Genomic DNA, 18,689 nt, shown 5'->3' with positions numbered 1-18,689 from the left:
CTCAAGGTTAGAAATCAACCTGCAAGTCATGTTATAATATAAAATTAGTAGAAAGTAAGAATAGATAGAAGGATGTTATATGATATATTTAGATAATTGTGCAACTACAAAGCCAGACAAGGAAGTTGTTGAAGTAATGATGAGGGCTCTTACTGATGACTTTGCCAACCCATCCTCACTTCACAGCTTTGGTCACAGGGTTGAAAAGGAAATAGATGTCGCAAGGAAGAATGCCGCTAGCCTCATTGGAGCTCAGGCAGAAGAAATTTATTTCACTTCTGGAGGGACTGAAAGCAACAACATTGCCGTTCACGGTGCAATAGAAAAAAACAAGAGAAGGGGCAAGAAGATAATAACTTCTGCCATTGAACACGCATCTATTGACGACCAATTTAAACACTACAAGGAAAAGGGCTACGAGGTTGTCTATCTTGATGTAGATGAATCAGGTGCCGTAGGTTTAGAAAAGTTTAAGGAAGTCATGGATGAGGATACAATACTAGTTTCTCTTATCTATGTTCACAACGAATTGGGAACTGTTAATAGGGTCAAGGAAATCTTTGAAATAGCTAAGGCTATTAACAAGGATGTTTTTTGTCATGTTGATGGTGTCCAAGCAGTTGGTAAAATTCCTGTAGATGTTAAAGACCTAGGCTGTCATACTTTTTCTTTCTCATCTCACAAGATTTATGGACCAAAGGGTATGGGAGCCCTTTATAAAAGAAAAGATGTTAATATAAATAGCCTTGTAATTGGTGGAGGCCAAGAAAAGGGCCTTAGGTCAGGAACTGAAAATGTGCCAGGAATCCTTGGCTTTGGCAAGGCCTGTGAACTAACAAAGAGAGACTTGGACAAGAGACTTGCTCACGCAAAAGAAATTAAAGAATATTTACTTAAGAAGTTGGAAGAAAATCTGGAAGACTATAAGATCAACACTCCAGAATACTCCACAGACTTTATTGTTTCTCTTTCTATATTAGATATTAGGGCAGAAGTCCTCCTTCACTACCTAGAAGGGGACGAGATTTATATTTCCACAGCTTCTGCTTGTACATCTAATGGGACTCACAAGTCCACAACTCTTGAACAAATAGGACTTTCAGATAAATATGCTGAAGGCACTATAAGAATTTGTACTTCTAAGGATACGTCAAGGGAAGATATAGATATTTTTGTAGAAAAACTAATAAAATATGTTGATGAAATAAGAAAAATAATGAGATAGGTGATTGAATGAAAAAAGTTATGGCACTTTCACTTGGGGAAGTTATCCTCAAGGGGAAAAACAGACACAGGTTTATAGAGAAGCTAATTAAATCTGTTAAGAGAAATCTTAGAAATCTCGACCACGGAAGAATTTACCACAACATGGGTAAAATCTACGTGGAAGTAAGTGGTGACAATGAGGATAAATTAATAAATAGATTAAAACACGTTTTCGGAATTGTCTACATTGCCCCAACTTATGAGGTGGAAACAAAGTGGGAGACAATTGAAGAAGCAGTTGTAAAAATTGTAGATGAAACTTTAAAAGATCATCCAGAATACAAAACTTTCAAGGTTAAGACAAATAGGGGGGATAAGAAGTTCCCACTTAATTCCATGGAAATTTCAGCAAAAATTGGTGGAATGGTATTAAAGAACTTTGACATCAAGGTTGACGTTCATGACCCAGACTTTTTTGTTTACTGCGATTTGAAAAAGGATACCTATATTTATGTAGATAAGATTAAAGCCCATGGCGGACTTCCAACAGGAACAAATGGCAGGGGACTTCTTCTCCTATCAGGTGGGATTGACTCTCCAGTTGCAGGATTTTTAATGGCAAAAAGAGGAGTTCTAGTGGATTGCCTTCACTTCCATTCCTATCCTTTCACATCTGAAAGAGCAGAAGAAAAGGTTAAGAAACTTGCAGAAGATATTTCAAACTTCTCAGGAGATTTGACTTTTTATTCAGTAAATATCTTGGATATTCAAAAGGAAATAAATATAAACTGTCCTGAAGACGAAATGACTATTATATCTAGAAGGTTTATGATGAGGGTTGCAGATAAGATTGCAAGAGACAATGGTTATGACTGCATAATCACAGGTGAAAACTTGGGACAAGTTGCATCACAAACTATTGACGGACTCAAGGTAACTGACGCTATTACAGACAAGATTGTCTTTAGACCACTTATTGGGATGGACAAGGTAAATATAATTGACATAGCCAAGGACATTGATACTTATGAGACATCAATCCTTCCTTATGAAGATTGTTGTACAGTGTTCTTGCCAAAACACCCACTTTTGACTCCGACCATTGAGGGAATAGAAAAGTCTGAAGAGCCACTTGACTGTGATAAGCTAGTGGAAGAAGCTATAGGTAAAATGAAAATTGAAAAAATAGGAGGAAACGATGAGGAATAAAAACAAAGGCGGTGCTGGAATTGTTGCTATTATAGCTGTAGTTGTTGTAATTGCAATTTTCTTCGGTGGCCAATGGAACAATTTAGTTAAGCTAGATGAAGATGTTAATGGTGCTTGGGCACAAGTCCAAAACCAAGTAAAAAGACGTGCTGACTTGATTCCAAATATTGTAGAAACTGTTAAGGGTTACGCAGGTCACGAAAAGGAAACTTTCACAGAAATAACTAAGGCTCGTGCAGGTGTTACTGAAGCATCTACACCTAAGGAACTTGCTGAAGCTAACGACAACTTGACAGAAGCTATTAGTAGACTTAATGTTGTTGTAGAAAATTATCCTGAATTAAAGGCAAACCAAAACTTCTTAGACCTACAAGCCCAACTTGAAGGAACTGAAAATAGGATTGCTACTGAAAGAATGAGATACAACGAAACAGTTAAGACTTACAACCAAAAGGTTAGAAGGTTCCCAACAAATATAATTGCAAAAATTCTAGGATTTGGACCAAGAGATTATTTTGAAGTTTCAGAAAAGGACAATCAAGTACCAGAAGTTAAGTTTTAGGTGATAGCTATGAAAAAATTGTTAGCTACAATTTTATTTGTATTAACTTTGGTCTTTAATGTCTACGCCTTTGACAAGGACCAAATGTCCTATAATGTTTATGATGAGACAAACACCCTAAGCCAAGAGACTATAGACTATCTCAACAAAACCACTTATGATCTTAAAAAGAAAACTGGTGGGGAGATAGGAGTTGTTCTTGTAAAAAGTTTGGAAGGTCAAACTCTTGAGGAGTATGCCACAAATATTTTCAATGACATAAAAATTGGCGACAAAGACAAGGACAATGGTGTTCTAATATTAGTTGCCCTTCTTGATGATGAAAATAAGCTGGTAAAAATAGAGACAGGTTATGGGGCAGAGGGATTTATTCCTGACGCTTATTCAGCGAGAATTATAAGGGCAATGGGAAGGGTTGTTGCTGAAAATGAAAATGACAGACCCTTTGAGAAGGCAGTCCTTGAAGGATACGCTCAAATAATAAAATTATATGAGGGAGAATATGGCATTGATATTGTGGCAAGAGAGCCACAAGAAGCCATTGATTATTCTGACGATGATTATAGAGAAGAAGATCCCTTCTTGGCGATTTTTAAATTAATCGTCATCATTGCTATCATTTCTTTAATTTTTAGAAATAAAAATGATGATGGACCTGGTGGCGGAAGTGGACCAGGAAGTAGGAGAAGACAAAGACCAGTAATCTTCTGGGGACCAGGCTCCTTTGGAGGATATGGTGGCTTCGGAGGATCAGGTGGTTTCGGCGGATCATCTGGTGGCTTTGGCGGCGGAGGCTTTGGAGGCTTCGGCGGAGGAGGTTCCTCTGGTGGCGGAGGTGCCAGCGGAAGACTTTAATCAAGAGCCAAAGATAAGAGAAAAAATTCCAATCAAAAGAATTTGATGGAGAAAATAAATTAAAAGAGAATGCCTGCCCATGATATTGATAATATTGTGGGAGGCTTCTTTTTTTGGAAATTTTATAAAGTCAAAGAGGAAGTAGCCCATGTAAAATAAAAATATCCAGGGGATAATGGGGAAGTAGTCCCCTGATGAAAACTTATCGCCTGGTAGACCAAGTATAAATAAGTTCAAATCATAAAGGAACTTGGGAGGAGTAATCTTTCCAAAGAAAATACTTCCATAGTAAATTCTTTTTAGGCTAACAAATAAAATAGTACTTATAATAAGTCCAAGCCTTGGGCTTATTTTTTTTATGTAATTTTTTATAAGTATGTGGATCAAAGTCGCAAGAGCAAAGAAGTGAATGATGCCAAAATAAATTGCATCTTCCTTGGAGTAGATGTAGGACCCAAGAGTGATTAAGAGAGCAAGTCCAGCTAAGATTAAAAATTTCTTTTTAAAATTATTGGAAAAGTGACTTGAGTAACCTGAAATCAATATAAAAGAAATGCAAATATATTGTTGGTAGTAATAAAAGTTGTGGTTGAAATCAAAGCCATAAAAATTTTCAAGGTCAAAGAGACCGTGATAAATTATCATATTTATAATAGTAAAGCCACGCAAAAAATCTATGGCATTGTATCTTTTCTTAATTGTATCCATTCTTACACCTCAGAAAAATTATAACATAAATAAGAGTGAGGGAAGGGATCTGACTTGTTGACTTGGTAAAAAATTATGAATTTGTAAAAGATATGAAGTTATAAAAACTTATAAAATTGTAAACGAATACTTGTTGAGAAATTTTTATGTTCTTCTAGTTTTTTATTTAAAATTATTTAGTCATAAGATAGATGTAAAATCCCTTTAAGATAAATCCTACAAGGATTCCAAAAATAAAAATTAAAAAATTTTTCATAAGTCCCTCCTTAATAAATAAAATATATTAAACATAAAGGGGAAGCAAGAAGAAAATGATTATAAAATAAAATTATTTAGTAAATTATATTTTACAAAAAATTTAATAAAATAAATTCCAGAATCTATTGACTTTAAATATCTTAACATTTATACTCTAATGAGTTTAATAATTTAAGTAATTTGTTTAATATTATAGGTGATGCAATGAATATTGGAAATAAAATAAGAGAAATGAGAATTGAAAAAGGACTTACTCAAGAGGAGCTGGCAGACAGGTCAGAACTCACTAAGGGTTTCATTTCTCAAATCGAAAGAGATTTGACATCGCCATCTGTCGACTCTCTTTTAGATATACTTGAGGCCCTTGGTACTGACCCCGGCCTTTTTTTTAAGAGGGAAGAAAATGAAAAAATAATCTTCAATGAAGAGGACTTTTTTGAAAGTGAAAATGAAGAACTTAGCTATGTCTTAGACTGGGTTGTTCCCAATGCACAAAAAAACCAAATGGAGCCCATGAGGATTTTAATTAAACCCGCTGGAAGGTCCAAGGAGATACAGCCCTATGAGGGCGAGGAGTTTGGCTTTGTCCTAAGGGGATCTGTCAAACTCTATTATGGAAGTGACGAGTACAAGGTGAAGAAAGGCGAGTGCTTTTACTTTAAGGCGACTAAGTCACATTATTTAACAAATGAAGGAAAGTGCGATACTGAGATTTTGTGGATATCATCTCCACCAAATTTTTAGGCGGTGAAATATGGAAAATTATGTAATTGAATTAAAAAATATTAGCAAGAGCTTTGGCGACAATGTAATTTTAGAAAATTTTGACTTTAAGGTAAAAAAGGATGAGTTCCTCACAATTCTTGGACCATCAGGCTGTGGGAAAACTACAATTTTAAGATTAATTGGTGGTTTTGAGGAGCCAGATGAGGGACAAATTCTTTTTAATGGAGAGGACATAACAAACAAGGAAGCCTATGAGAGAAGAATCAACACAGTTTTCCAAAAATATGCTCTCTTTCCTCACATGAATGTCTTCGATAACATTGCCTTTGGCCTAAAGATTAAAAAGATGGACAAGAAAGTCATCAAGGAAAAGGTAAAGGAAGTTTTAAAGCTTGTTAACCTTGTGGGTTTCGAAAACAGAGAGATAGAGTCCCTATCAGGTGGTCAACAACAAAGAATTGCCATTGCAAGAGCTCTTGTAAATGAGCCAGACGTACTTTTACTTGACGAACCCCTTGGAGCTCTTGACTTGAAACTAAGACAGGCAATGCAGATTGAGCTTAAGAGGATTCAAAAAAGTGTTGGTATAACCTTCATTTACGTTACCCACGACCAAGAAGAAGCCCTTTCCATGAGTGACACTGTTGTTGTTTTAAACAACGGCGAGATCCAACAAATGGATAGCCCAATAAATATTTACAACGAGCCAAAGAATGCCTTCGTCGCAGACTTTATTGGCGAATCAAATATTATTAAGGGAAGGATGCTTGAGGACTTCAAGGTAAGATTTTTAGATTATGATTTCCCTTGCGTTGACAAGGGCTTTAAGGTAAATGAAGATGTTGAAGTAGTAGTGAGACCTGAAGATGTGATTTTAGTTGATGAAAACTACCAAGTTGAAGGGACTGTAACAAGTCTTGTCTTTAAGGGAGTTCACTATGAAATGACAGTGGATATTGGCGGCTACTCTATGCTTGTTCAATCAACAGAAAAAAGAGAAGTGGGAGAGAAGACAGGCATAATAATTAAACCAGACCTAATTCACGTTATGAGGTTAAGTTAAGATGAAGAAATTTTCATTAATTTATTTATTTTGGGGCCTAGTATTTATTGTCTTCCCACTATTTTTAATACTTGCCCACTCCTTGAGCTCTAACACAGACTTGGCAGATTTTGCCTTTACACTTGACAACTTCTCAAGGTTTTTTGAGCCCCTTTATGTAAAAATTCTACTTACATCTCTTGTATTGGCAGGGGTATCTACTATATTGTGCCTTATTATTGGCTATCCAGTGGCATATATAATTTCACAAATGAGTGAAAAAGTTCGAAACAACATGATTTTAATTTTTATAATCCCAATGTGGATGAACTTCCTCTTGAGGACTTATGCTTGGCTTACCCTTCTTGGCAACAAGGGCCTAATCAATAAATTTATTGGACTTTTTGGCTGGGGACCCTGGAACCTTATGTACAATTCCAAGGCCATAATGATAGGCATGGTTTACAACTTCTTGCCATTTATGGTTTTGCCAATTTATACTGTCCTATTAAAAATGGATAAGAAACTAATTGAAGCTGCAAAGGACCTTGGAGCTAATGACTTCAAAGTTTTTATGAAGGTTATACTTCCACTTTCCCTACCAGGAATTTACACAGGTATAACCATGGTATTTATACCGGCAATTTCAACTTTTGTTGTGCCAAACTTGTTAGGAGGAAATAACTTCTACTTAATTGGTAACTTAATTGAAAAACAATTTACCTTTACAGGAGATTGGGGATTTGGATCTGCAATTTCCATGATTCTAATTGTAATTATGCTTTTGATTTTAATTATTCCAAAGTTGTTTAATGGAAAAATAAAAACTAGCGAAATAGGAGGTGGCTTATAATGAAAAAATTAATAGATAGGATTTACTTATTTTTAATATTTTTATTCTTATATGCACCGATTATCATCTTAGTTGTCTTTAGTTTTAACAACTCCAAGCTAAGAGGGTCTTGGGCAGGTTTTACCCTAAAGTGGTACAAAAATTTATTTGCTGATCCAGCAATTTTATCTTCCCTTTGGACTACACTTATAGTAGCAGTGGTTGCAACAGTGATTTCAACTATTGTTGGAACTATTTCTGCCATTGCCATAAATGAACTTAGGGGCTTTAAAAAGGATGCCATCCTAAATATAAATTACCTACCAGTAATTAACCCTGACATTGTAACAGCAGTTGCTCTTATGGGACTCTTTGGACTTTTTAACATAAGAATGGGATACACAACAATGATAATTTCACACATTGTCTTCTGCATTCCCTATGTTATTCTTTCCATCCTGCCAAAGTTAAATCAACTGCAAAAAAATACAGTTGAAGCAGCCCTTGACCTAGGTGCTACTCCAACTTATGCCATATTAAATGTGGTGATTCCACAAATTAAACCTGCAATATTAACTGGGGCACTAATGTCCTTTACACTTTCCATTGATGACTTTGTAATTTCCTTCTTCAACACAGGCCAAGGAGTATCAAATCTTTCAATAACAATTTACTCCATGGCGAGAAAGGGAATCAATCCATCAATAAATGCAGTATCAACATTGATGCTAGTAGCACTTTTAATCCTTCTTGTGATAATCAACAAGAGAAGTGAAAAAATGAAAAAAATCGAGGTAATCTAATGAAACACATGAAAAAAATTATTTTGGCTCTTGCTATCCTAATGGTAATCTCCCTAACAGGATGTGGCAAAGAGGAAACAGCAAAAGAAGAAATTTATGTTTACAACTGGGGAGAGTATATTGACCCACAAATCCTAAAGGACTTCCAAAAGGAAACCGGCATCAAGGTAAATTATGATACTTATGCATCAAATGAAGACCTTTATATTAAGATGACCCAATCACAAGACAAGTACGATGTAGTTGTGCCTAGCGACTACATGATTGAAAGACTAATCAAAGAAGGACTTGTAAGAGAAATTGACTTTAGTAAGATTCCTAACTTTGCAAATGTTGAAGATATTTTAAAGAATCCAAGCTTTGATCCTGAAAACAAGTACTCTGTTCCATACTTCTGGGGAACTGTGGGAATTATCTACAACAAGGCAGAAGTTAAGGACAAGGTTGATTCATGGGATATACTTTGGAATGAAAAGTATAAGAACCAAATAATTATGTACAATTCACAAAGAGATACTCTTGGAGTTGCTCTTAAGAGATTGGGATATTCTTTAAACTCAACAAATGAAAAGGAACTACAAGAAGCCAAGAAGTCACTAATAGAACAAAAGCCTCTAGTATATGCTTATCTTGATGATGATGGACGTGATGTTGTAGTTCAAGGAGATGCAAACCTATCTGTAATGTACTCAGGAGATGCCCTTCTTATGATGCAACAAAACGAAGACCTTGACTATGTAGTGCCAAAGGAAGGCTCTAACATTTGGTACGACTCCATGGTTATTCCTAAGAATGCACAAAATGTTGAAGGGGCAGAAAAATTTATAAATTACATGCTTGAAAAAGAAGTTCAAGCAAAAAATGTTGAGCACTGTGTAGGTTACACTTCACCAGTAAAGGGAGTGAAAGACCTTCTACCAGATGAAATTAAAAACTCAAAGGTTGCTTATCCAGACTTTGACAAACTACCACCACTAGAATCCTTTAGGGACCTAGGAGACTTTATAAAAGTTTACGATAGAATCTGGACAGAAATAAATGCTTCTAATCTTTAATATGCTAATAAATTTGTTTATTTTAAGGCCTCCATGTGATATCATGTATATTAAGCGAAATGTTTTCATAATGGAGGTTTAAAATGAACGAGAGAATAAAAAAGCTTGTGGTTTTTGCAATTTTCATACTAGTACTTATGTTAGCTTCTCTAACTGCTTTTTTCAGTAAGTCTCTTATGTGGCCAAACGCTGACGTAGACAGGGAATTCGACGGAATTCTTTTTAACAATGCTGATGGAGTAGAAAATCTACAAGTTAGAAGATCCATGGCAAAAGAAGGCCAAGAAAATCTAATAAAATACGACATAAAATTTAATTACACAGGCGAAGATTCAACTGCAAGAATATTAGGTACTCCTAATAGACAAATTTTCTTTGGCGAAGGAATTACTTATAGCAAGTCAAAGGTCAACCTAAAGGGAGACTTTGACAAAATTAACAAATCTCTTTTCGAAGAAAAATTAAAATTAAAGGTAAAAGATTTTTATAATAAGACTGACAACAAGGACTTTAAGGCAGTGAGTGAAGTTAAACTAGCTTTAAAGGAAAAAGTTGGCGAATATGAATTCACAGTTTACTATCCAGCAAACCCACTTTATTTTTCAGGTGGTCAAAAGGTTGAAGATGCTTCAATATTTGTAACAAATGCAAAGGTAGAAAACTGGACTGAATCAATTAAGTCAAACAACAGTGTAAAGGAAGCTTACACAAACTCAGGTTATTATGTAAATAAAATTGAATTAATTAACCAAGGACTAATAAATAAAATTTCTCTTATTAATACAGCAAGTACTGTTATCTTCTTAGTATTAACACTAGGAATAATAGCTTTAACTTGGTTTGATAGGGGGAACTTTAAAATTTATCTTGGCGCCCTCTTCTTAATGATTCCTACTTTCTACAGGTTCATGGACAAGGGAACAAGCAACCTTGGTGTTCTTATAGCCTATCCAATCTTAGGATTTATTGCCTCAATAGTAGCAAGATTACTTGCATCTGATGGTGACTTCACACTAAGTGGCAAAGAAATGAAACAATCAGTGGCATTTTTATTAATGTACTTTGTTTTTTCACTTGTATTCTTTATGATACCAAGAGTATTCATTGGATAAGTAAATATTTTTCAAAAGCTCAATATTATATTGGGCTTTTTTTATTGCAAATTTTTAATAAAAGCTTAGGACTATGTGAAAATAAAATAAATAGGATTTTGTGAGAATTAAAAAATTAATTTTAGGAGCTTTGTAATAGGCTATGAGTTTATAAAGTTTTATGAACAATTTAACTTTTATGAATTATTGAATATTTCCAAGTAAAATAAAAATTGTAAAGACATAGGAAAACTTTTTTATTGAAATTGAAATAATAGTAAATTTAATATATAATTTAATTAAATCATTATAGGAGGATTTTAAATGAAGAAGAAACTTACACTACTTTCAGTGTTATTGATTGCAATGACACTTGTTGCTTGTGGTGGCGGCAACAAAAAAGAAGCAGATGGAAAAGCTGCAAACGCTACTAAAGAAGCTACTGAAGCTAAATCAGACATTGACGTTGGTTTTGTAACTGACGAAGGAGGAGTTAACGACCAATCCTTTAACCAAGGAGTTTGGGAAGGACTTCAAAAGGCTAAAGAAGAACTTGGAATCAAGGCGGACTATGTAGAATCTAAGGACACTAAGGATTACACTCCTAACCTAGAAACTTTTGCTGACCAAAACAAAAACCTTATTGTTGGTGCTGGTTTCAAAATGGGTGGAGCAGTAACTGAAGCTGCAGGCATGTATCCAGAAACAAACTATGCAATAGTTGATGTTGACGTTACAGTTGATAAAGATGGTAACAAGGTTGAAGCTCCTTCAAACCTACTTGGAATTATGTTTAGGGCTCAAGAACCTTCTTTCCTAGTTGGTTATATTGCTGGTATGACTACTGAAACTAACAAGGTTGGTTTCGTTGGTGGCCAAGAAGGTAACATTATTTGGGGATTCGAATATGGTTACAAGGCTGGTGTTGATTACGCAGCTAAAGAAAGAGGCGTTGACATCGAAGTTCTTAGCCAATACGTTGGTGACTTCTCCGACGCTCAAAAGGGTAAATCAATCACTGCTACAATGTACCAAAACGGTGCTGACGTAGTATTCCACGCAGCAGGTGGAGCAGGCGAAGGTGTTATCGAAGCTGCTAAAGAAGCTGACAAGTGGGTAATTGGTGTTGATAGAGACCAAAGCGACAGAGCTCCTGAAAATGTATTAACTTCTGCAATGAAGAACGGCGATGTTGCTGTTTACCAAGTTGTAAAAGACATGCAAGAAGGCAAATTCCAAGGTGGAAGAACTATTGAACTTGGTCTAGCTGACGATGGAGCAGTAGGTATTGCACCAACTTCTGACAAGAATGTTAAGCCTGAAATTTTAAAGAAAGTTGAAGAAATCACTAAAAAGATTATTTCTGGCGAAATCAAAGTTCCTTACAACGAAGAAACTTACAACCAATACAAATAAGTTTATAAAGTCATCTCTTAGGAGTCATCTAGGGGATGACTTTTTTTAATGCAAATTATTTTAAAATTGCTTAATTCTTTGGTATAATTTACTTAATATAACAAAGGAGCGTTTGTATTGGAAACTAATAACAAAGATTTAGTCGTAAGGATGGAGAATATTACCAAAAAGTTTGGTGATTTCATTGCAAACGACGGAATTGATCTTGATATTAGGAGGGGCGAAATCCATTCTCTTCTTGGAGAAAACGGTGCTGGTAAGACTACTCTTATGAATATGCTTTACGGTTTAAGTTCTCCTACATCAGGTGAGATTTATATAAATAATGAAAAAAAAGAATTTAAGGATCCCAACGACGCCATTAAGGCTGGACTAGGTATGGTTCACCAACACTTTATGCTTATTGAACCCTTCACTGTTGTTGAAAACATTGTTCTTGGCATGGAGCCCATGAAGGGAATCAAGGTGGACATAAAGAAGGCAAGGGAAGATGTAATTGCCCTTTCTGAAAAATATGGTTTTAAAATTGATCCTGATGCAAGAATCCAAGACATCACTGTGGGCACTCAACAAAAGGTTGAAATACTTAAGGTTTTGTACAGGGGTGCAGACATCTTAATTTTTGATGAGCCAACGGCTGTTTTGACTCCTCAAGAAATTACTGAATTAATCGAAATAATAAAAAATCTTGCAAAGGAAGGCAAGTCTATAATTATTATCACCCACAAGCTAAAAGAAATTAAGCAAGTGGCAAATAGGTGTACTATTATTAGACGTGGAAAAAAGATTGACACAGTTAATGTCTCTGATGTAAGTGAATCGGAACTTGCAGACATGATGGTGGGTAGAGCTGTTCACCTAGATGTTAATAAGGCTGATGCTAACTTTGGCGACACTATACTTGACATCAAGGGCCTAACTGCTAGAGATATTAGAAATGTCAAAAAGTTAGACGACTTAAATCTTGACATTAAGGCTGGAGAAATTCATGGTATAGCAGGTGTTGATGGAAATGGTCAATCTGAACTTATTGAAACTCTTACAGGTCTTAAAAAGGCAGAAGCTGGTTCTGTAATCTTTAAGGGAGAAGAAATTTTAAACCACAGCCCAAGGGATATTATTGAAAGAGGATTAAACTCTATTCCTGAAGATAGACAACTTCGAGGTCTTGTTCTAGATTTTTCAGTTGCAGAAAATATTATTTTAAAGGAATACTACAAGGATAAGTTTTCCAAAAAGGGAATTTTAGATTTTCCAAATATCGAAAAAAACGCCAGTGACCTTTCAGAGGACTACGATATAAGACCAAGAAATATTAAACAATTTGCAGGCGCCCTTTCAGGTGGTAACCAACAAAAGGTTATTATTGCAAGGGAGATTTCTGGAGACCCAGATCTTCTTATTGCTGCCCAACCAACTAGGGGGCTAGATGTTGGTGCCATTGAATATATTAGGAACTTCTTGATAAAGCAAAGGGACAAGGGGAAGGCAGTTCTTCTCATATCCTTTGAACTTGATGAAATTATGGCCCTATCTGATAGGATTTCTGTTATTTATAATGGAAAAATCCTAAGGACCTTTGATGCAAAGGAAACTAATGAGAGAGAGCTAGGACTATATATGGCAGGAGGTAAAAATGAAGAGAAATAGGTTTATATACACAATTCTTGCCATTGTACTTGGGATAATAATTGGCTCAATCATACTCTTAATTAGTGGAACAAATCCAGTTGAGGCCTACAAGGTAATATTCTTAGGTGCCTTTGGAAAGCCTAAATATATTTCCTGGACAATTGTAAAGGCAGTGCCCCTAATCCTAACAGGACTTTCAGTTGCCTTTGCCTTTAACACAGGCCTATTTAACATTGGCGCCGAAGGTCAATACATTGTTGGTTCCATTGGAGCCCTTGTTGTTGGACTTTTGTTGGACCTTCCTCCAGTAGTCCATGGACTTGTAGCGCTTTTAGTTGGAGCCCTTTGTGGTTATCTCTGGGGAGCTATAGTTGGAATCTTAAAGGCAAAATTCCAAGTTAATGAAGTTATATCTTCTATTATGATGAACTGGATTGCCTTTTATCTAAGTAATTATCTTTTGAGTTTTCCAATCTTAAGATCAATTGAATCAGATAACTCTTATCCAATTAAGCAATCAGCTAGCATAAAAATTGCTGGAGCTTGGAAGATGAGTGAGTCTGGTAGAGCTTATCTTGCTCAACACAAATTTTTAAAGGATATTTTAAATCCACCTCTAAACTTTGGTATTATTATTGCTATTATTGCAGCCCTAGTAGTTTGGTACATCCTAAAGAAAACTACACTTGGTTACGAGCTTCGTGCTGTTGGTTTTAATGAAAAAGCAGCCGAATACGGTGGAATCGACATTAACAAATCTATTGTAAAATCCATGGGTATTGCAGGTATCTTGGCAGGACTTGCTGGTGCCATAACTGTACTTGGTGTCTCTGGTGACATTGGAATCATGGCAGCCCAAGAAGGCTACGGTTTTGATGGTATGGCAGTTGCCCTTATAGCTGGCAACAATCCACTGGGCACAATCCCAGCAGCCCTTCTCTATGCAGGTTTGACTTATGGAGGAGGAAAACTTACTACAATAGGAACTTATTCAGAAGTTGTAAATATAATTATTGGTATTATGATTCTATTTATTGCAATGCCAAAACTTTTGGATATGATTAAGTTCTTCTTTACTAAGTGGTCAAAGAAGGATGGAAAAAATTTAGAAAAAGGAGGAGCAAATGAATAGTTCACTTTTAAGCTTAGCAAGTATTTTATCAATAACACTTTTATATTCAGCTCCTCTTATTTATACAGCCCTCGGTGGCGTCTTATCTGAAAATGCCGGAGTTGTAAATATTGGACTTGAAGGAATGATGGCCATAGGAGCAGTTGTGGGATCCATTGTTGGATACTACCTAGGCAATCCTTGGTTGGCATTCTTGTGTGGAGGACTTGGTGGCATGCTAATTGCCCTTCTTCATGCTATAGCAACAGTTAACTTTGCAGCAGACCATGTTGTAAGTGGTATTGCAATTAACTTAATTGGACCTGGACTTGCACTTTTTCTTTGTAGGCTCTTCTTTGATGGAGCAGCTATGTCAAAATCAATTGATTATGAAAACAAACTTCCAGTTTTATTTGGAAAAGTTTTTAAGTCTGGTGGAGGAAAGGGAATAATGAGGTTCCTTGATATAGTGTTTTCACAATACGCGTCAGTTTACCTTGCCTTTGTCCTTGTCTTTGTAGTTTACTTCATACTTTACAAGACCAGACTTGGTCTAAGGATAAGAGCAGTTGGTGAATATCCTAAGGCAGCAGAAACTCTTGGAGTTGACGCCTACAAGATCAAATACATTTGCGTATTAGCATCAGGCTTCTTAGCAGGACTTGGTGGAGCTTCAATGTCTCTTGCAGTTGTATCCAACTACAGGGAAACACTTATCTCAGGTCAAGGCTTTATTGCCCTTGCTGCAGTAATCTTTGGTGGATGGAAACCACAAGGAGCTATGCTTGCTTGCCTACTCTTTGGTTTTGCACAAGGACTTTCAGTCTTCCTTGGATCCATTGGAATAAAAATCGATACAAACTTACTTTCAATGATTCCTTACGCAATAACTCTTATTGTCTTAATAATTTTTGTAAAGGGATCAAGAGCACCATCAGCAGATGGACTTCCATACGAAAGAAACAATTAAAAATAAAATTTGTCTCAGCTTAGGCTGGGACTTTTTTTATGCCCTGATTTATCTTATTAAATTATAAAATTTATCTGATATAATTTCTTTAAGAGGAGGGTGTTTATGACTTTTGAAATTTTTAAAGATAGCAGGAAGGGACGACTTAATAAAATATCTGACGTCAAGGGAGTGAGGGTTGGTCACTCAACTATTAGGGATGGAAAAATAAAAACTGGAGTGACATGCATCATGCCCCATAATGGAGATGTATTTAAGGAAAAACTCTTGGCAAGCTCCTACATAATTAACGGTTACGGAAAAAGTCTTGGCCTAGTTCAACTTGAAGAGCTAGGGACTCTTGAGTCGCCAATCTTTATGACTAACACCATGAGCCTTGGAAGAGTTCTTGACTCATCAATGAAGTGGATGATAGATAGGTACGAAAATGTGGGCGACAAGGCTGGAGCTCCAAACATTATTGTCACAGAATGCAACGACGGAGTTATAAATGACATGAGGGGCCTTCATGTAAAAGAAGAAAATGTCTTAGAGTCCATAGAAAATATAAAAGAAGATTTTGAAGAGGGGTCAGTGGGAGCAGGCACTGGAATGATCTCCTTTAACCTCAAAAGTGGAATTGGATCTTCATCAAGAATTATTGAAATAGAAGGAGAGGACTACACACTAGGAAGTCTTGTATTGTCAAACTTTGGCGGGATAAAAGATTTAAAGATAGAAGGCAGACCTCTAGGTCGTGAAATGTACTTAAAGTCCAAGGAAAAAAGAGAAGACAAAGACAAGGGTTCAATTATAATAGTCCTTGCAACAGACTTGCCACTAAGCTCAAGACAATTAAAGAGACTATCAAAGAGGGCGACAATTGGTATTGGAAATGTAGGATCATACTTGGGACATGGGTCAGGAGACATTGTAATTGCCTTTTCAACTGCCAATAAGATAAGAGAGAATAACTTCGAAGAAATTAAAGTTTTAAAAGAAGATTTATTAGAGGAAGCCTTTAGGGCTTGCGCAGACTCAGTAGAAGAATCTGTAATCAAATCTCTAATTTATTCAAAGTCAGAAATAACAAAGGATGGTAAAAAAATATTTTCTCTTGAAGAAAATTTAGAAAATTTGGGAATTGATTTTTGATTTTTATAACTTCTTTAAAATTTATGGGTGTGAGTGTTACAATAAATTAAAAGGGATTATTTTTATTTATAAAATACTCTTAAACTAGTTTTATAAATAAAAGATTTTAGAGGTGATTTAATGAGTGATTTAACTATATATTTCTTAGTAACAGTTTTTATATCAGCCTTAGAAACTTTTACTTACATAAGAGAAGATAAGAAAGAAGAAAAAGATTCTAAGAATGACATAATATATTCCTTCCTAGTGAGCAATTTTTTAATCTTACAATTTTACTTTACAATTTATCAAAATATTGGATTTGCAATTATGGTTAGCATATTTGTTTATTTTGTGTTTTGGGCTATTTATAAACTTTACACAGATAGCAAAAGAGGAAGTAAGTTATTGGAAAATAAGAATGAGCCTAAGTGGAGGGTTTTATTTATTTCAATATCTTTTATATTATTAGCAAGTCTTAGTTTTTTAGAATTAGAAGATGGAGCTACTATTTTTTCATACAACAAAAGTGACTTTCGAAAAATTTTAATAAATTCAATTATTTTTGTTAGCTACATTAGAATTATTTTAGACTTGAGAGTTTTAAAAAATATTTTATTTGAAAAAGATATTTGGAGAAGAGCTTTTATTATTTCAGAAATTATTTTGATTTTAGTATTAGGTTTAGGAAACGCATACAACATAAAAAATTCTGATAGATTTGATTTTTATGTAGAAAGGGAAGATTATCAAGAAACATCAGGAGATGAATTATGAAATTTTTAATTTATTTTCTTATACTCATAATTATTTTTTGTTCATTAATTCTAATTGAAGATTGGTATAAGAAAAGAAGAGGAATAGAAACAGATAGTAGAGATGTAATGAAGACCTATATTTATGCCTTTGTAGTTATTGAAATGTGGCTTTCATTGATTGTTTTTTGCCAAGACAAGTTATATATATATTTGGTAGTTTTTGGTCTTGTGGCATATTTTGTTTATAGAACTTACACAGAAGATATTATGAAAAACAAGTACAAAGATGATCCTAGACTTTATAAAATAACGACAATTATTGTTCAAGTTGTACTTATAATTTATCAACTAATATTTTCTATAACCCTTGAAGATGGTCATAGGATTGACTCCTTTGGGAAAAAAGAGTTTTCAATTGTTTTGCCAAGCTTTATATTAGTCATTTTGTGGCTTAGCTACTATTTGTCAAAAAAGTCACTTTCTAAAATTTTTGTGGAAAAGGACTCTTACAGGAAGATTTTTATATCTCTACAAATTTTATTTATAATAATTTTTGTAGCATTTATTATTTATAACTACATAAATATTAATAGGTTTGACTTTTATCTCGATAGGATGTAAAGATTTAAGTGATAAAGGAGAAAGAAATGACAGACAAAGTTCAAGTAATCCTTTTTGGAACTTTTTTAGCCATATTATTTTTTATTATTGTTAGAAAATTATCTAAGAAGAAAGTTAAAAGTAAAAATTCTAGCAGAGAAGAGAAACTTTTAGATTCTTACTTAGCTTACACAATATTAACAAGCTATTGGCTTAGTTCCATTTATTCGAGAACAAAGTTAATCTTATTTTATTTTGGAGTTTATCTTGTTATATATATTTTATTGAAAATATTAAACTTCGACTCAAAAATTTATAACAATGAAAAATATTTAAAGCTAATAGTTATAATAAATTGTCTAATTTTTACAATTTATCAAATTATATTTTTCCTAACTTTAAAAGATGGGACTGTAATAGAAAACTTCGACAGTTCAGCTTATGTCAGCACTATGATTTATTTGTTAATGGGATTTTTTGTGGTTAATATATATTTTTTAATAGAGAATCGTAGGACAATTTTTACAAAGAAAGACAATTACAGAAAAGTTTTTACTATTATAGATGGAATTTTTATCCTATCCCAAGCTTTCTTTATAATTTATAATCTAATAAATGCAGATAGGTTTGTTTTTTACCTAGATAAATTTATGTAAATTTAAAATAAAATCATTAATTCTCAAAAAATATGGAAATTTCGCCAATTTCTCATATTTTTTTGTTGACTTAATGATTATCTAAT

General features: G+C 34.4%; 19 protein-coding genes. 18 read left to right on the top strand and 1 reads right to left on the bottom strand.

Going from position 1 to position 18,689, the window contains the following annotated elements; all coding sequences use genetic code 11:
• Positions 1–79 precede the first annotated feature (79 nt).
• Genes M9426_RS01385 through M9426_RS01370 form a run of 4 tightly spaced genes read left to right on the top strand, consistent with a single transcriptional unit; the run spans position 80 to position 3,832 of the window.
• Positions 80–1,225, top strand: coding sequence for a cysteine desulfurase family protein (locus M9426_RS01385; RefSeq protein WP_250342221.1), 1,146 nt, complete (start codon positions 80–82; stop codon positions 1,223–1,225).
• 8 nt (positions 1,226–1,233) lie between these two features.
• Positions 1,234–2,415 carry a tRNA uracil 4-sulfurtransferase ThiI gene (gene thiI / locus M9426_RS01380; protein ID WP_250342220.1) on the top strand — a complete coding sequence of 394 codons (1,182 nt, stop codon included), beginning with the start codon at positions 1,234–1,236 and terminating at the stop codon, positions 2,413–2,415.
• The gene (locus M9426_RS01375) at positions 2,405–2,977 is read left to right on the top strand and encodes a LemA family protein (protein WP_250342219.1); all 573 of its coding nucleotides are present in this window, start codon (positions 2,405–2,407) and stop codon (positions 2,975–2,977) included. Before thiI ends, M9426_RS01375 begins: the two co-directional genes overlap by 11 nt.
• A gap of 9 nt (positions 2,978–2,986) precedes the next feature.
• Positions 2,987–3,832 (top strand): TPM domain-containing protein, encoded by an 846-nt coding sequence (locus tag M9426_RS01370; RefSeq protein WP_250342218.1) that lies wholly within the window; start codon positions 2,987–2,989, stop codon positions 3,830–3,832.
• On the opposite strand, the gene M9426_RS01365 is transcribed toward M9426_RS01370, so the two are convergent.
• Positions 3,833–4,540, bottom strand: coding sequence for a heparan-alpha-glucosaminide N-acetyltransferase domain-containing protein (locus M9426_RS01365; protein ID WP_250342217.1), 708 nt, complete (start codon positions 4,538–4,540; stop codon positions 3,833–3,835). It abuts the gene before it with no gap.
• Between the two features lie 462 nt (positions 4,541–5,002).
• Between M9426_RS01365 and M9426_RS01360 the strand changes: the two genes are divergently transcribed.
• The 14 genes from M9426_RS01360 (at position 5,003) to M9426_RS01295 (ending at position 18,603) form a co-directional block, all read left to right on the top strand.
• A complete protein-coding gene (locus M9426_RS01360) occupies positions 5,003–5,542 on the top strand; it encodes a helix-turn-helix domain-containing protein (RefSeq protein ID WP_250342216.1) in 540 nt (179 codons plus the stop codon).
• Positions 5,543–5,552: 10 nt separating this feature from the next.
• Positions 5,553–6,587: an ABC transporter ATP-binding protein gene (locus M9426_RS01355; protein ID WP_005958158.1), complete on the top strand. Its 1,035-nt coding sequence runs from the start codon at positions 5,553–5,555 to the stop codon at positions 6,585–6,587.
• Position 6,588: 1 nt separating this feature from the next.
• Complete coding sequence (locus M9426_RS01350) at positions 6,589–7,419, top strand: ABC transporter permease (protein ID WP_250342215.1); 831 nt, start codon at positions 6,589–6,591, stop codon at positions 7,417–7,419.
• Positions 7,419–8,201 carry an ABC transporter permease gene (locus M9426_RS01345; RefSeq protein WP_005958152.1) on the top strand — a complete coding sequence of 261 codons (783 nt, stop codon included), beginning with the start codon at positions 7,419–7,421 and terminating at the stop codon, positions 8,199–8,201. The genes M9426_RS01350 and M9426_RS01345 overlap by 1 nt, the downstream gene beginning before the upstream one ends.
• 8 nt (positions 8,202–8,209) lie before the next feature.
• Complete coding sequence (locus tag M9426_RS01340) at positions 8,210–9,256, top strand: ABC transporter substrate-binding protein (RefSeq protein WP_250342620.1); 1,047 nt, start codon at positions 8,210–8,212, stop codon at positions 9,254–9,256.
• Positions 9,257–9,339: 83 nt separating this feature from the next.
• A complete protein-coding gene (locus M9426_RS01335) occupies positions 9,340–10,368 on the top strand; it encodes a hypothetical protein (protein WP_250342214.1) in 1,029 nt (342 codons plus the stop codon).
• 303 nt (positions 10,369–10,671) lie between these two features.
• Positions 10,672–11,763 carry a BMP family lipoprotein gene (locus M9426_RS01330; protein WP_060800428.1) on the top strand — a complete coding sequence of 364 codons (1,092 nt, stop codon included), beginning with the start codon at positions 10,672–10,674 and terminating at the stop codon, positions 11,761–11,763.
• 117 nt (positions 11,764–11,880) lie between these two features.
• Positions 11,881–13,413, top strand: a complete 1,533-nt coding sequence (locus M9426_RS01325) for an ABC transporter ATP-binding protein (RefSeq protein WP_305883874.1) — start codon at positions 11,881–11,883, stop codon at positions 13,411–13,413.
• Positions 13,400–14,527 carry an ABC transporter permease gene (locus M9426_RS01320; RefSeq protein ID WP_005958180.1) on the top strand — a complete coding sequence of 376 codons (1,128 nt, stop codon included), beginning with the start codon at positions 13,400–13,402 and terminating at the stop codon, positions 14,525–14,527. The genes M9426_RS01325 and M9426_RS01320 overlap by 14 nt, the downstream gene beginning before the upstream one ends.
• Entirely contained in the window at positions 14,520–15,476 is a 957-nt protein-coding gene (locus M9426_RS01315; protein ID WP_005958081.1) for an ABC transporter permease, read from the top strand. Before M9426_RS01320 ends, M9426_RS01315 begins: the two co-directional genes overlap by 8 nt.
• Before the next feature lie 105 nt (positions 15,477–15,581).
• Entirely contained in the window at positions 15,582–16,610 is a 1,029-nt protein-coding gene (locus tag M9426_RS01310) for a P1 family peptidase (RefSeq protein ID WP_250342213.1), read from the top strand.
• A gap of 120 nt (positions 16,611–16,730) precedes the next feature.
• Positions 16,731–17,366, top strand: coding sequence for a hypothetical protein (locus tag M9426_RS01305; RefSeq protein ID WP_195445662.1), 636 nt, complete (start codon positions 16,731–16,733; stop codon positions 17,364–17,366).
• Positions 17,363–17,968, top strand: coding sequence for a hypothetical protein (locus tag M9426_RS01300; protein WP_250342212.1), 606 nt, complete (start codon positions 17,363–17,365; stop codon positions 17,966–17,968). The genes M9426_RS01305 and M9426_RS01300 overlap by 4 nt, the downstream gene beginning before the upstream one ends.
• A gap of 26 nt (positions 17,969–17,994) precedes the next feature.
• The gene (locus M9426_RS01295) at positions 17,995–18,603 is read left to right on the top strand and encodes a hypothetical protein (protein WP_148465633.1); all 609 of its coding nucleotides are present in this window, start codon (positions 17,995–17,997) and stop codon (positions 18,601–18,603) included.
• Positions 18,604–18,689: the final 86 nt, after the last annotated feature.

This window comes from Peptoniphilus genitalis (genome assembly GCF_023614525.1).
GTDB lineage: Bacteria > Bacillota > Clostridia > Tissierellales > Peptoniphilaceae > Peptoniphilus_A > Peptoniphilus_A genitalis.
This window is presented reverse-complemented; position numbering and strand designations above follow the sequence as displayed.

Excerpts from the sequence above, each read along its gene's own strand:
- M9426_RS01385 (WP_250342221.1), top strand. The coding sequence starts at position 80 with ATGATATATTTAGATAATTGTGCAACTACAAAGCCAGACAAGGAAGTT.
- thiI (WP_250342220.1), top strand. The coding sequence starts at position 1,234 with ATGAAAAAAGTTATGGCACTTTCACTTGGGGAAGTTATCCTCAAGGGG.
- M9426_RS01375 (WP_250342219.1), top strand. The coding sequence starts at position 2,405 with ATGAGGAATAAAAACAAAGGCGGTGCTGGAATTGTTGCTATTATAGCT.
- M9426_RS01370 (WP_250342218.1), top strand. The coding sequence starts at position 2,987 with ATGAAAAAATTGTTAGCTACAATTTTATTTGTATTAACTTTGGTCTTT.
- M9426_RS01365 (WP_250342217.1), bottom strand. The coding sequence starts at position 4,540 with ATGGATACAATTAAGAAAAGATACAATGCCATAGATTTTTTGCGTGGC.
- M9426_RS01360 (WP_250342216.1), top strand. The coding sequence starts at position 5,003 with ATGAATATTGGAAATAAAATAAGAGAAATGAGAATTGAAAAAGGACTT.
- M9426_RS01355 (WP_005958158.1), top strand. The coding sequence starts at position 5,553 with ATGGAAAATTATGTAATTGAATTAAAAAATATTAGCAAGAGCTTTGGC.
- M9426_RS01350 (WP_250342215.1), top strand. The coding sequence starts at position 6,589 with ATGAAGAAATTTTCATTAATTTATTTATTTTGGGGCCTAGTATTTATT.
- M9426_RS01345 (WP_005958152.1), top strand. The coding sequence starts at position 7,419 with ATGAAAAAATTAATAGATAGGATTTACTTATTTTTAATATTTTTATTC.
- M9426_RS01340 (WP_250342620.1), top strand. The coding sequence starts at position 8,210 with ATGAAAAAAATTATTTTGGCTCTTGCTATCCTAATGGTAATCTCCCTA.
- M9426_RS01335 (WP_250342214.1), top strand. The coding sequence starts at position 9,340 with ATGAACGAGAGAATAAAAAAGCTTGTGGTTTTTGCAATTTTCATACTA.
- M9426_RS01330 (WP_060800428.1), top strand. The coding sequence starts at position 10,672 with ATGAAGAAGAAACTTACACTACTTTCAGTGTTATTGATTGCAATGACA.
- M9426_RS01320 (WP_005958180.1), top strand. The coding sequence starts at position 13,400 with ATGAAGAGAAATAGGTTTATATACACAATTCTTGCCATTGTACTTGGG.
- M9426_RS01315 (WP_005958081.1), top strand. The coding sequence starts at position 14,520 with ATGAATAGTTCACTTTTAAGCTTAGCAAGTATTTTATCAATAACACTT.
- M9426_RS01310 (WP_250342213.1), top strand. The coding sequence starts at position 15,582 with ATGACTTTTGAAATTTTTAAAGATAGCAGGAAGGGACGACTTAATAAA.
- M9426_RS01305 (WP_195445662.1), top strand. The coding sequence starts at position 16,731 with ATGAGTGATTTAACTATATATTTCTTAGTAACAGTTTTTATATCAGCC.
- M9426_RS01300 (WP_250342212.1), top strand. The coding sequence starts at position 17,363 with ATGAAATTTTTAATTTATTTTCTTATACTCATAATTATTTTTTGTTCA.
- M9426_RS01295 (WP_148465633.1), top strand. The coding sequence starts at position 17,995 with ATGACAGACAAAGTTCAAGTAATCCTTTTTGGAACTTTTTTAGCCATA.